7 protein-coding genes are annotated in these 13030 nt (G+C 70.9%); 2 read left to right on the top strand and 5 right to left on the bottom strand.

Annotation, left to right across the window (positions count from 1 at the left end; genetic code table 11):
- Positions 1-128: 128 nt before the first annotated feature.
- The 4 genes from ACWCSU_RS26150 to ACWCSU_RS26135 all read right to left on the bottom strand — a co-directional run bounded on the left by ACWCSU_RS26150 (position 129) and on the right by ACWCSU_RS26135 (position 9970).
- On the bottom strand, positions 129-3971 hold the full coding sequence (locus ACWCSU_RS26150; protein ID WP_449938258.1) for a S8 family peptidase: 3843 nt from the start codon (positions 3969-3971) through the stop codon (positions 129-131).
- 172 nt (positions 3972-4143) lie between these two features.
- Positions 4144-7020, bottom strand: coding sequence for an ATP-binding protein (locus tag ACWCSU_RS26145; protein ID WP_449938255.1), 2877 nt, complete (start codon positions 7018-7020; stop codon positions 4144-4146).
- 868 nt (positions 7021-7888) lie between these two features.
- Positions 7889-9097 carry a hypothetical protein gene (locus tag ACWCSU_RS26140; protein ID WP_449938252.1) on the bottom strand — a complete coding sequence of 403 codons (1209 nt, stop codon included), beginning with the start codon at positions 9095-9097 and terminating at the stop codon, positions 7889-7891.
- A 9-nt stretch (positions 9098-9106) separates the two neighbouring features.
- Positions 9107-9970 carry a recombinase family protein gene (locus tag ACWCSU_RS26135; protein ID WP_449938249.1) on the bottom strand — a complete coding sequence of 288 codons (864 nt, stop codon included), beginning with the start codon at positions 9968-9970 and terminating at the stop codon, positions 9107-9109.
- 280 nt (positions 9971-10250) lie between these two features.
- On the opposite strand from ACWCSU_RS26135, the gene ACWCSU_RS26130 reads away from it, so the two are divergent.
- The gene (locus tag ACWCSU_RS26130; protein ID WP_449938246.1) at positions 10251-10895 is read left to right on the top strand and encodes a TetR family transcriptional regulator; all 645 of its coding nucleotides are present in this window, start codon (positions 10251-10253) and stop codon (positions 10893-10895) included.
- A 4-nt stretch (positions 10896-10899) separates the two neighbouring features.
- Positions 10900-11721, top strand: coding sequence for a class I SAM-dependent methyltransferase (locus tag ACWCSU_RS26125; RefSeq protein WP_449938244.1), 822 nt, complete (start codon positions 10900-10902; stop codon positions 11719-11721).
- 662 nt (positions 11722-12383) lie between these two features.
- On the opposite strand, the gene ACWCSU_RS26120 is transcribed toward ACWCSU_RS26125, so the two are convergent.
- A complete protein-coding gene (locus ACWCSU_RS26120) occupies positions 12384-13016 on the bottom strand; it encodes a TetR/AcrR family transcriptional regulator (RefSeq protein WP_357705932.1) in 633 nt (210 codons plus the stop codon).
- Between the last annotated feature and the right edge of the window lie 14 nt (positions 13017-13030).

The following is a 13030-nucleotide window of genomic DNA, read 5'->3' as shown; positions in this document are numbered from 1 at the left end:
CCGCGTCACTCGCCGCTCCGGTACGAGATGCGATGTCCTGCGGCGTATGACTACAGATCGTGTCGGCGGCGGTCAGGCAGGTGCCCGCCGCCCTGGGTGGGTGGCGGGCACGGATTCGGGTCCAGGGGTCAGCGCAGGGGGAAGGCGCGGGTGGTGGTCTGTTCGACCTTGTTGCCTTCGGTGTCCCAGGCTTCGGCCTTGAGGGTTACGGCGCCCTTCGTGTCCGCGAGGGCGGGGTAGGTGAGTGTGGTGGTGTAGATGCCGGTACCCACCCGGCGGACCTTGGCGTCCTTCCAGGTCTGGCCATCGTCGGTGCTGTAGGCCAGCTTCAGCCCCGCGACGGCCGGCATCCGCTCGGCCGACGGGGAATGGGTCACGTCGATCTGGAACGTGTGCCGGCCACCGGCCCGTACGGAGGTGTCCAGGGCCTGGGTGTCACGCAGGTCGTAGCCGACGAACACCAGCGGCTGCGGGTTGCACGAACCGGACGAGCCCATGGTCGGGTGGCAGGCGGTCGTGGGCGGGATGGTGTCCTCGTCGCGGGCCCTGGAGTGGAAGGTCCAGGCGTTGACGGAGCCCGAGCCGCTCTGTTCGAGCCGGTAGACGCCCTCCTCCTTGGTCAGCGTGAACATCGGGAACGCGGCGCCGGCGACGCGCGGGATCTCCTTGCCGTCCCTGAACAGCTTCGCGTTGGTGTTGACGCTGCCGCCGGTCATGGCCAGCCGCCCGTCGCCGGTCACGAAGGTGTAGGCGGGCAGGAACGTGTCGCCGCGCCGGCACATCGCGCACAACACCTTCTCCTCGACGCCGGGGACCTGCGGGATCACCATGCCGCCCGGGGTGGCCGGGCCGGTGCCCCAGCGCCTGGTCTCCCTGCCGGGCTTCTCGATCGTCGTCTCCAGTCCCCAGGTCTTCGTGTCGGTGCCGCTGACGGTCCCCTCGCGCAGCGTGTCCGCGCCGGACAGGCTGACGTACTCGATCCGCCTGGAGGGGGCGGCGAAGTGGAAGGCCGTCGAGAACGTGACCCGCTCCAGCGGCTTGCGGCTGTGCCAGATCTCCATCTGGTTGTCGAGGCTCAACGGCGTGTGGTAGGCAGTGTCCACGGCCCGCAGGCCGCTGTCGGTGAAGCGGTAGACGGGGTCGGGGACTCTGCCGTCCCCGTACTTCAGGAGCTGGTAGGTGTAGTCGATGATCGGGTGGCTGGTGATCTCCAGCGTGACCGGGCCGTTCGCGAGCTGGGCGCGAAGCTGGTCGCCGACGGCCTTGAAGATCTGAATCACCGGCAGTTCCGGCTTTTCGTCCCCGCTGGGCCAGGCGGGGATCGAGCAGCCGGGGTACACGCGGTTGGCGAAGAGCACGACCCCGGCGGCGCCCGCGGCCTTCAGCGCCTGGAGGCGCTTGAGCTCGATGACGCAGGTGTCCTCGGGGTCGATCGTCATCAGCGCGAGCTTGCCGCGCAGGCCGCCCTTCGGGTTCGCGCCGCCGCCGACGTACGCGAGGTCGTAGCGGCGGGTACCGGCCGGGAACGGGATGTCCCAGCCGAGGTCGAAGCTCAGCCCACGGTCGAAGTACTCATAGGTTCTGGCGTCGATCGCGTACTTCCGCGGGGACACGGCGCGCACGGCCAGTTGCGGGTTGGCGGCCGTGGCCTGCACCGAGAACAGCAGCTTCCCCTTGGTGACCTTCTTGGTGGGGCTGATGTACCAGTCGTTCATGCCGAGGGCGCCCATGTTCCCGGACGACAGCGAGGTGCCGTCCCAGGCCGTGCGCACGAAGGAGAGGGTGCCTCTGGCGTGCCGCCAGTCGATCGGCTTGGGCGTCTGGACGCGCAGCAGCACGGCCTTGCGAGCGTCGAGGGTGATCTCGGCTCCGCCCTCCGGCACGACCACCTCGGGGTCGTACAGCTGGGCGACCGGGCCGGGCCCGCTGTCGGTCGTGTTGTGCTGGACGCCGGCCTGGACGCTGTAGGTGCCCGGCTCGACCATGTAGCGGTAGACGCCGTCGCTGACGAACTCGCCCGAGCTGACGCCGTAGGTGTCGGGGACGTCGACCGCGCTGGCGTCCACCCAGGTCACCACCGGCGAGGGCGGGTTGCCGTACCTGTCGATGAGGTGCACGGTCAGCGGCACCTTCTTGGGCCCTCGGCGCAGCCCCACCGGGGTCGTGACGTGCGTACCGGACGGGCCTGTGGCGACCACGGCGCCGGTGTAGCCGCCCTTGGGCAGGCCGTCCGGGCGCAGGGTGACGGTGACGGACGCGGTGCCGCCCGCCGGGACGGTGACCGACGGGGCGCTGAACGTCAGCGCGTCCTTGGCCTCGCCCAGGGTGGCGGCGAGGGTCAGCGTCACCTCGGCGGCGCCGTCGTTGGCGTAGGTGACGGTCTTGTCCACCGTGTCGTTCACGTCTACGGGGATGACGCCGTAGTCCAGGTTCGGCGTGGTGGAGACGACGGCCTGGGAGACGGCCCTGGCCACGTCGACGCGGCCGGCGCCCTGCTCGTAGGCGGAGTATCCGGCGTCCTTGGCGGTCGACATCAGCGCCGCCTTGAGCCGCCGGCCGTCCCAGGACGGATGTTCCTGGGCCAGCAGCGCGGCCGCGCCCGCGACGTGCGGGGTCGCCATCGAGGTGCCGTTCAGGCTGGTGTAGAGGGTGTCGACCGGGCTGCCCAGCGAGGTTCCGGCGGCGCGGGCGGCGACGATGCCCACTCCCGGGGCGGCGATGTCCGGCTTGAGCGCGCCGTCCACGGCCCTCGGCCCGCGGCTGGAGAAGCTCGCGAGCCGGTCGGACTTGTCGGTGGCGGCGACCGTCAGCGCGGACGCGGCGGCGCCGGGCGCGCCGATCGTCTCCTTGCCGGGGCCGTCGTTGCCCGCGGCGACCACGAACAGCGCGCCCGTCGAGGCGCTCAGGTCGTTGACGGACTGGGACAGCGGGTCGGTGCCGTCGGTGGGGTTGCCGCCGAGGCTCATCGAGACGATCTTCGCCTTCTCCTCGGTGACGGCCCACTCCATGCCGGCGATGATGTCGGAGGTGTCGCCCGAGCCCGAGTCGCCCAGCACCTTGCCGATGACGAGCCTGGCGCCGGGGGCGACGCCCTTGCGCGTGCCGTCGGCGCCCGCGCCCGAGCCCCCCACGGTCGCGGCGACGTGGGTGCCGTGGCCGTGGTGGTCGGTCACCTCCTGGCCCTCGACGAAGCTGCGGCTGTCGGCGATCCGGCCGGCCAGGTCGGGGTGGGTGGCGTCGACGCCGGTGTCCAGCACGGCGACCGTCGTGCCGGAGCCGTCGAAGCCGGCCTTCCACGCCTCGGGGGCGCCGATCAGCGGCACGCTCTCGGCCAGGTCCGCCTTGACCTTGGCGTCCAGCCAGACCTTGCCGACGCCGCCGGCCAGCTTCGTCCTGCCATTGGCCGAGTCGCGCAGGGTGGCCCAGAACTCGTCCGCCTTCGCCTTGTCGACCGTGAGCGCGGCGCCGTGGATGCTCGGCAGCGACCGGGTGGTGGTGCTGTCGGGCAGGGCGCGGGCGGTGCTCTTCTGGGTGCCCTGGTACTGGACGATCAGCGGTAGGCGGTCGGCCGTGCCGTCGGCGTAGCCGTTCTCGGCCAAATAGCGGACGTCGAACAGCTTGAGGTCCAGGACGCCCGCGTCGAGGGCGGGCTGGGCGTCGTCCGGGATCACGAAGATCCCCTCCGGGCCGGCCTCGCTGCGGAACAACGGGGTGTGACCGTCGGGGCGGCGGACGGCCTCGGGGGTCGCGGTGTAGCGTCCGTCGCCGTCCCTGGCGAGGCGGACAGTGTCGCCGGTGATCAGGGTGAGGTTCCATTCGCCGCCGGCGGCGCCGGGGAGCGTGACGACGCCGGTGTCGCCCTCGTCGGGCGCGGCGAGGGCCGTCGCCGGGGTGAGCAGGCCCGCGGCCAGTGCCGTGACGGCCGCGCCCGCTAACACGCGCGGCCACGGCCGCCTGCTGGTGGTTGGCATCGGGGGTTCTGCCTCTCTCCTCATGCGTCGACCCAGCCCTCTTCGAGTTCGGCCTCGGGTTCGGCCTCGGGCTCGGGTGTGTCCTGCTCGTCCTTCGGATCGGGCTCTTCGGGCATGCGCCTAGCGTCACAGGAGCGACAGATGGCTACCTATGGGGCAAACACCCCAATAGTCAGGCGTCGAGGCGGTGCGCCAGCCCCGCGCGGGAGCGCAGGCCCAGCTTGCGCATGGCCGACCCCAGGTGCTTGTCCACGGTCTTGGCCGACAGGAACAGCTCCTTGGCGATCTCCTTGTTGGTCAGGCCGGTGGCGGCCAGCCTGGCCACCGCGTCCTCCCTGGGGGAGAGCGCGGACCCGTAACCGCGCGGGCCGCCGCGATGCCGGGCCGGTACGGGCAGGCCCCAGCGCCTGCTCAGCCGGCCCGCCCGGTCGAGGTCCCAGGCGGCGCCGAGCCCGCCGTACGCGTGCAGGGCGGCCTCCAGCATCGACGCCCCCCGCTCGTCACCGGCGGTGAGCAGCAGCCCGGCCGCGTGCTCGCGCGCCTGCGCCGCCTCGTACGGCGCCCCCAGCCGTTCGTACGACGCCGCCGCGTCCATGAAGCGCACGGCGTCGGCGGACAGGAAGCCCCGCGCATGGCCGAGCGCCGCCCGCGCGAGCGGCGCGTCCAGCGCGGCGAGCTCGCCTTCGAGACGTGACACCAGCTCCCCGGCCTCCTCGACCCTGCCGAGCCCCACCAGGGCTTCGACCAGCGCGGGAACCGCCCGAACACCCACCGGCCACAACCCCTTGGCCGCCCACAACGAGAACGCCTCGCCGGTACGCGCCACGGCCTCCCCGGCCCGGTCCTGTGCGACGGCCAGCCGCAGCAGCGCGCTCACCGGCAGCGCGAGCACGTCGGCCGCGCCCGTCTCCAGGTTCGCGCGCACCAGGTCGTCGAGCCGCGCGGCGTCGGCCCGCCCGCGCGCGAGGGCCAGGCAGCCGGACACGGTGTCCGCGGTGAGGCGGAAACTGGGCAGGTCGGCGAAACGCACCCGCAACGCTTCGAGCTCGTCCGCCACGCCGTCCCAGGAACCCCGGCAGTACGCCAGAGTCGCCAGGTTCAACCGGCACCTGGACTCGATCAGGCCGGTGACGTCGTGCTCGGCCGCCTCGGCCAGCGCGGCGTGCAGCAGGCGGTACGCGGTGTCGTGATGTCCGGCCAGGCAGGCGACCTCGCCGATCGAGTCGTAGGCCACCACCTCCCACCGGTTCGTCGGGCGGCCGCCGGTCCGCGCCACGACCTGCCCGGTCAGGCTCGCCCCGCGCGGGTCGCCGACGAGGGTCAGCACCATGGCGACCTTGCCGAGCACGGAGATGCGCCGCTCGGGCTCCGCGATCACGGGCAGCCGTTCGAGCGCCAGGTCGAGCCAGCGCAGGTGCTCGGCGAGCGGGACACCGGGCGTTCTCGGCAGGCCCAGGCCCACCATCGCGTACGCGGCCAGCACCGGGCGGTCGGCGAGATCGGCGACCGCCTCGATCATGGCCCCGCGGATGAGCTCCGGCGCGGCGCCCCCGGCCTCCAGCTTCAGCCCGATGAGGTAGTTCAGCTCGCCGCGCACCGGTCCGGGCGGTTGGCGGGCGGCGGCGGCGCGCAGCAGGCCGATGAGCTCGTCGGCGCCCAGCGCGTAACCGCCTGCCCAGCCCAGTTTCGCCGCCAGCCTGCCCTCGCGTTCCGGGGCGAGGGGCGCGTGCCGCAGGACCGCCTCCAGCAGGCGTTCGGCCTCCGCGTCGTTGGCGAGGGCCACGGCCCGGTCGGCGGCCTCCTCCGCGGCGTCCACCCACGCGTCGTGCTGACCGGCGTGACGGTGGTGGTGGGCGATCTGGCCGAGCGGCGTGGGATTCTGCCGCGCCACCGCCTTGGCCGCGCGGACGTGCAGGTCCTGGCGTCTGGGCAACGGGATGCTCCCGTACACCGCCTGGACGGCCAGCGCGTGCCTGAAGCCCGCCGTGCCGGCGTGCTCGGCGAACAGGCCGCGGTCGAGGAGCTCGTCCAGGCCCTCGTGGGCGTCCTGCTCCGGTACGCGGCAGGTGGCCACGAGATCGGGCACCGGCACGGCCACCCGCAGCACCGCCGCGGCCTCCGCCACCGCCTGCGCGTTCGCGCTCAGGCCGCGCACCCGTTCCAGTACGGAGTCGCGCACCCCGGCCGGTACGCCCAGCTCGTCGAGCGTCTTGCGCGCCCACCTGGTACCGCGCTGGACCAGGACGCCGCGGGCCCGCAGCAGCGCGACCAGCTCCTGGATGGCGTACGGCAGGCCCGACGTACGCTCGCACAGGTAGGCGGCGAACTCGTCCGACACCTGCGCGGTGCCCAGGATCGAGGCCGTCAGCTCGTTCGTCCGGGCGGCGTCCAGCGGGGCCAGCACGAGGTGGGCATGGGCGAGCTCAGGACGTAACCGCGCGGTGAGCGCCCGCAGCCCGGGACCAGCCTCCTCACCGCGGAACGTGAGCACGAGGACGAGCCCGTGCGGCGGGTCGGCGAGCAGGTAGCCGAGGAACTCGACCGTCTGCTCGTCGGCCCAGTGCAGATCCTCCAGCACCAGGACGGCCCGGCCGAGCGCGGCGAGCAGCTCCGCGAGCCCGCGGAACACGCGATGCCGCAGCCCGGCGGGGTCGTCCAGCGGGCCGGGCTCGGCCGGGAGGACGGCGGCGAGCTCGGGCAGCAGCGGGCGCAGCGCGCCGGTCACCGGCGACAGGCCGCCCTCGGGCAACCTCCCGGCCGCGCCGCGCAACGCCTCGATGACGGGCCCGAGCGGGAACGGCTCCCGAATCTGCGGGCACCCACCGACGAGCGGCGGCCGATCAGGCGGCTCGGCGACGGGCGGCGGCCGGTCACGCAGCTCGGCAGCCAGTTCGCTGACCAGCCGCGTCTTGCCGATGCCGGCTTCGCCCTCGATCATGACGACGGCCGGGGGACGCCGCACCGCCGCCCGCAGCCGCCGCAGCTCCGCGTCCCGGCCGACGAGGACGGGCGAGACCACCCGCTCCACCGCCATTTCGGCATCGTCCATAATCGAGCCATTGAAGCGCCGCCCGCATGAAATGTCACGTCTGTCTTACCTGGCGGCCACCCCCATTGGGCTCGGCCGCCGCGACGAGGGTGGCCGCATTCCGTCCTGGCCGACTCCTGGGCGGCGAGGTGTACGCGATCGCGACCACCGCCCCGCATGACGGCAAGGGCGACCTGCCCGACAACCACCACTGGGCCCCTGCTGTCTCACCCCGAACACGGGGCCCTCCATCTGCCCGACCCGGTCAAGTTCGTGCCGCAGAACGCCTACGGCATGGGCCGGGGTGCAGGACGCACCTACTCCGGCGGGGAGAGTCCTGGAGGGCTGCTGACAAGCCCGTGGTCAGCACGTGCCCCGCTGAGCGGAAGATCCAACAGATATGCGCCTGGCCTGCATCGACGGGCTCCGGGGCAGCCGTCCCGCGATGGTGTTTCTCAAGGAGTTCCCGCAGGTCAGCAGCAACACCGTTGGATTCTGCTCCATTGCTACCGGGACCCCTTGACGATGGGCGGGAGGTGGTGCTGGACCGGCTTTTCGCGTACTACCCGCGGCGTACGCGGCTCCCGCTTGGCTACGGGCGCTTCCCGGCCAGGAGACGCCCGAGGTGTTCGTCGACCGCGCTGCCGCGCCGGCTTGGTTCGACACTGAACGCCTCAGACCTGGTCGCCGCCACACGCCCACCAGACTGGTCGTCTCCGCGCCGTCATCACACCCTGGTGGAGTGCTTCCAGGTGTATGGGGCCTGGCGTCGACACCTCGGCGACATGCTCACTGTCACGGGCATCGCGCTGAACGCCGCCCGGAGCTGGACGACCGGCACGGCGAAGGTCAGGCGCTGGGCAACCTCGGCCGCCAAGTAGGCCGTTCGCTAGCCGGCGTCCCTTCGAGTGACCCAGAGGTTCCCCTGGCTCAGCACCCAGACCTCGTGGGTGCCGGGACGCTGGGACAGCCGCATGCCCAGCCCGAAATCCTCCTCCGTATCGGGTAGCTTGATCGGCTCGTGACGCCGGCCGGTGACGTGTTCGAGGGCGGTGTCGTCGAGGGAGGTGAGCCAGACGCCACCCTGCCCATCCGGGGCGAGGTCGGCCTCTCTGTCCGGCAGTGCCACCTTGCCCATGTGCCATGACCAGGCCGAGCCGTTCCAATGGGCCAGGACCTGCCGCCCGGGCTCCGACTCGTCGCTCGCGTACCAGGTCCAGGAGGCGGCCACCCAGACGTCATCAGGCCCGGTCGCGACCATGCTGTCGCAGGCGAGCCAGGCCCTCGGCTCCCCCTTCGGATGTGGCAGCGCCAGGTCGGGAACGCGCTGCCACCGCCCGCGATCCCATCGTGCGAGCTGGATGCGATGTGCACCCTGGACTCCCGCCGCCCAGAGCGCGCCTCCCTGCCCTCGCGCGAGCACGTCAGCCTCCGCCACCGGTGTGTGAGCGGAGAGCTTCCCCTTGGTCAGCCGAACGGTTCTCCCCCGGGAGTCGATGAACCACGGATCGGTGCCGCTGACGGTCAGCGCCCTGGTCTCCTCCGCCGGGTCCTCCGTTCGGACAGTCCGCGCCTCCCATCCGCTGCCGTTCCATCGAGCCACGCAGGACACCTGGTCATCCTTCTCCAGTCGCTTGCCGTACACCCACAGGCTGCCGTCCTCGGTCACGTCGACCTTGGACAGGTGGTCCGAGCACCTCCGCGGCGGAGCGACCACATGCCACGTACCCGCGTCGTACCGCCACACCTTCCCCCGGCGCTCGGTGTCGGTCGTGATCAGGCACCCCTGCTCCTTGTCCAGATGGGGCTTTACCGGCACCTCGGCCGTGCCGACCACCCATACCGTCCCGTCCCGCTTGACCGCCAGGTCGTCGGGAAACCCGTCCTTGACGGCCTTGGCGAGCTGCCAGTCATCGATGTGATCGGTGTAGGCGGTCTTCTCCGGCCCCGTGGGCGGCAGCTGGCCGTCACAGATGGGGGTGGATGTCGGCCTTGCCAGGGCGGTCGGGGACGGTGGGACCGCCGCCGGCGTGGCCGAGCAGCCGCAGAGGAGGATCGACACTACTGCCAGCACGGCCGCACGCAAGGATCCGGGCATCGGGCCACCCTACGCCCACGATGGACAAGCTTCACACGGCCTTGATCGAGCCGCCCGCGCCTTCGCCGAGTCCGGCGCCGCGGTCACCCTCGCCGACATCACCGGAACCGGCATGCCCCGGGCGCGCAGGCTTCGGGCGTAGGCCGCCATGTCGTCGTCGAACACCTTGGCACGTCCGCCGTGGCGGCCGCGCTCACGCGCGGAGGCCTGGCCCTCCAGCGACTTTTCCCGGATGTACTCGCGCTCGGATTCTGCCATCCCGGCGAAGAACGCGAACAGCGCGGCCCCGTGCCCGGACGGGTCATAGACCCCCTGCAGCGGACCGGTCAGCAACTCCAGCTGGATATCGGCCCGGCGCTGTTCCTCGGCGATGGTCAGCAGCTCGGCCGCGCCACGCCCCAGGCGCTTCATCTCATGCACCGTGAAGATCACCCGCTGATGCGGGACCGCAGACTTGATCGTGCGGGCGAAGCCCAGCGCCTTGGTGAATTCCGGCCGCACCTTGACCCGGGTGCTGATCTTCTCCGAGAAGATCGGCTCGCAACCCGCCGCTTCCAGGGCGTCCAGCTGGCTCTGCAGCTCCTGCTGCTCAGTGGAGCACCGGGCATAGCCGACCCGGGGCGGCCTGGCCCCGGCATCGGCGACGGCCGCCTCGCGCGCCGGGCCCACCACCCACGCCTGGCCCGGGCCACGATCGGCGGGCGTGCGCACCTCCAACTCGGCCCGCAGCTGCGGCACCAGCATGAACCGCGGTGTGTGGTACTTCGGCGCGACCTTCCCACCCCGCGTCCGGCAGGCGCTGCCCGCTGGCGCCTGGCACATGGGACAGTCGAAGGCCTCGACCGCGGCAGCCGGATCGGCAAGATCACTCATGTCGCAAAACCCACCGCGAGCCGTGTTGTGAGAACACGGTTTTGCGAGAGGTTATGAGAACGACGGCCAGGGACAAACCGGACATCGTCGGGGAGGCGGGCGGGGTTTGTCAGAACTCCTCATTTCTGAGAACGAGATCAGCCTGGCGCGGAGGATCGCGGCGTCGTTCTCGTCCAGGTGGGTTCGGAACGGAACATCACGCCAAGCCGCATCCGCGCGGCGCTCGTTGGGTACCGCTCTCCACTTGCCAGCCGTTAAACATACGTTTAAGCTACTAAACATGTGTTCAGCATCGTCGGACCTGACCGCCCAGGCCAAGATCCGCAACGCGGCCATCGCACACTTCGCCCGGGACGGCTTCCAGAAGGCCAACGTGCGTGCCATCGCCGCGACCGCGGGAGTGAGCCCCGGCCTGGTCATCCATCACTTCGGCAGCAAGGAAAAGCTCCGGAGCGCCTGTGACGACCACGTTCTGCGCATCTTGATCCAGCGGGCCGACAACGCCCGCCCGAGCGGCATGCAGGACCTCTTTCGCGAATACCTGTCCAACCCGGAGGAATACCGCCTCCAGGTGCAGTACATGCTGCGCGCGATCGAGGAGGACACCCCCGCCGCGGCCACGTTCGTCGACACGCTGGTGGCGGAGTCCGAGGAGATCCTGCGGGCCGGTATCGCCGACGGCTCGATGCGACCGTCCTCGGACGTGCGGGCGCTGGCGGTGCTGACCGTGCTCAACAGCGTGGCCACGCTGACCATGCCGCCACCCCTGGCACGGGCGCTGGGCTACGAGCGGTTCGGCCCCGACCTGCTGCGCCGCCTCGCCCTGCCCACGCTGGAGCTCTACACCCACGGGCTGTTCACCAACGACACCGCGCTGAAGGCAGCCCGGACCGCGCTGGACGAGTCACCACAGAAAAGGGACTGACACGATGGCCATCACCCTCCCCGACCTCACGCCGCTGGAGAACACGCTCTGGCTGACCCTGGCCGGCAAGGCGCTCGACTACCAGGCCAAACACTCGATCCTGCACGACAAGACCGCATACGACATCGTCAGGAAGCTCGACTACGACGCCGGGCAGTTCAAGCTCTCCGCCAGCCCCGTCGTGGGCATCGCGCACCGCTCCCTGGTCATGGACAACATCGTGCGCCAGTTCATCGCCAAAAATCCCGACGCCGTCGGGCTCGACCTGGGCGCCGGACTCGACACCCGCGTCTACCGCGTCGACCCGCCCGCCACCGTCGAGTGGTACGACGTCGACCTGCCCGGCGTGGCCAAGACCAGGCAACTACTACTCCCCGAGCGCCCCCACCTCCACACCATCGGCTCCGACCTCAACGACCCCCGATGGCTCAGCGATATCCCCGCCGACCGCCCCGCCGTGATCGTTGCCGACGGCCTGATCGGGTTCCTGTCCAAGGAGGAACTGGCCACGCTCCTCGACCGCCTCATCCGCCACTTCCCCGCAGGCGAGATCTGCTTCAACGGCTACACGAGGTTCCACGTCTGGGCGGCCAAGAAGTACGCCGGCACCCAGTCCGTCGTCCCCTTCCTGAGATCTCCCGGCTTCGACACCCCGCAGGACATCGAGCGCCTGGAATCCCGCCTGAAGCTGGTGCGCGAGATCCTGCTGGGCCGCGAGCCCGAAGTCGCCGACTACCCGTGGACGACCCGCCTGGCCAGCTTCCTGACCGCCTGGAGCACCTCCATCTCGCGCAAGGGCACCGCCATCCAGCACTACCGCTTCTAGGGACTCCAGAGGCACCGAGGTGACCGCCGAGGACCGGCGGCTGCTGGAGGATCGTGTGCGCTTTCTGGCGGGCGGCGGCCGGGACCGACCGAAGAGCCGCATCGCCCGGCCGGCCGATCCGACATCGACCAGGCAAGTCACAGCTAGATCAACGCTGTTCGGAGCTCAGTCGGGTCGGGGCAGGGCGCGGTGCTGGTCTTGCGATCAGTCCGTTTCCCTGACCCACCCGCCTAACCAGGCATGTATGTTTCCAGGCACCGAGCTCTCCGCGTGTCTTGCCGGGGGTCAACCGCCTGCGGTGGTGGTGTCCACGGCGTCGGAATCTTGGTTCCGCGATAGCCGCTAACGCGGACTACTCGCTCAGATGCTGCGACACCCTTGTGGCATGGCGCCAGAATTCGGTCCGATCCTCCCCGAAGGCCGGTGGCGTTGCTGGCGTGCCTGACGCACACCGCCCGGATGCGGGCCCGCGACGACCTGGCCGAGATGCTGGCCGACAACGACCAAGCCTTGGGACGTGGAGTCTGAGGTCGGCAGCCAGAGGACCCCGATCCCGGCTCGGAGTTCTGCTCAAGGGGCCCTCTTCAGCTCGCGTCAGCGGCTGCACACTGTCTTCGCGCCATCTGCGTCAGGTGTCACTCGTGTCCGGGCGTGCTGCTGTGTTACAGGTGACCGTGCAGGAAGGCATGGACGCCCGCGGTGACCGTCTCGGTGATCTTCTCGGCGGACAGGGTGGTGTGCGGCGCCGGCAACCCGGCTGAGATCAGCAGGAGCAGGTGTAGCGCCGCGCGGTCGGGGTCGTCGATGCGGAGCATCCCTTGGTTTGCCAACTGCCGCAGGTGGGCGGCCAGTTCGCGGCGGACCCGCCGTGGTCCGGTCTCCTGCCAGGTGTCGATGGCTTCCTGAGGGATGTGGTCCGCTTCGGCGTTGATCTGTCTGACCAGGGAGAAATGGGCGGCGCTGTCGGGCCTCGGTGTCACCCAGTCCCGCCCGAACTCGATGAGGTCGCTCTCCACGTCGGTGACCTTGCGCAGGTGGCGGTCGATGATCGCGATCTGGATGTCGGCGGCCTGTTTGGCGCTTTCCTGAATCACGACGCCGAACAGCTCGGCTTTGTCGGTGAAGTGGTTGTAAATGGTCCGGGTCGACACCCCCGCTTCGGACGAGATCGCGTCCACGCTGGAACGGGTGTAGCCGTCGCGGGCGAACACCGTCAGGGCTCCGTCCAGGATCGCCTGCCGCTTGCCGGTCGGCCCTCGGCGAGGGCGGGGTGTCGTGCTGTCGTCCGTGGTCATCTGGGGCCCTCCAA

Source organism: Nonomuraea sp. NPDC001699 (genome assembly GCF_053596455.1).
Note: the sequence above shows the minus strand (reverse complement) of the source record. Positions and strands in the feature narration are given on the sequence as shown.

What these genes read in the sequence shown, in the direction of transcription:
- ACWCSU_RS26135 (WP_449938249.1), bottom strand. Translation starts at nt 9,970, where the DNA reads ATGAGTGATCTTGCCGATCCGGCTGCCGCGGTCGAGGCCTTCGACTGT.
- ACWCSU_RS26140 (WP_449938252.1), bottom strand. Translation starts at nt 9,097, where the DNA reads ATGCCCGGATCCTTGCGTGCGGCCGTGCTGGCAGTAGTGTCGATCCTC.
- ACWCSU_RS26145 (WP_449938255.1), bottom strand. Translation starts at nt 7,020, where the DNA reads ATGGACGATGCCGAAATGGCGGTGGAGCGGGTGGTCTCGCCCGTCCTC.
- ACWCSU_RS26125 (WP_449938244.1), top strand. Translation starts at nt 10,900, where the DNA reads ATGGCCATCACCCTCCCCGACCTCACGCCGCTGGAGAACACGCTCTGG.
- ACWCSU_RS26120 (WP_357705932.1), bottom strand. Translation starts at nt 13,016, where the DNA reads ATGACCACGGACGACAGCACGACACCCCGCCCTCGCCGAGGGCCGACC.
- ACWCSU_RS26130 (WP_449938246.1), top strand. Translation starts at nt 10,251, where the DNA reads ATGTGTTCAGCATCGTCGGACCTGACCGCCCAGGCCAAGATCCGCAAC.
- ACWCSU_RS26150 (WP_449938258.1), bottom strand. Translation starts at nt 3,971, where the DNA reads ATGCCAACCACCAGCAGGCGGCCGTGGCCGCGCGTGTTAGCGGGCGCG.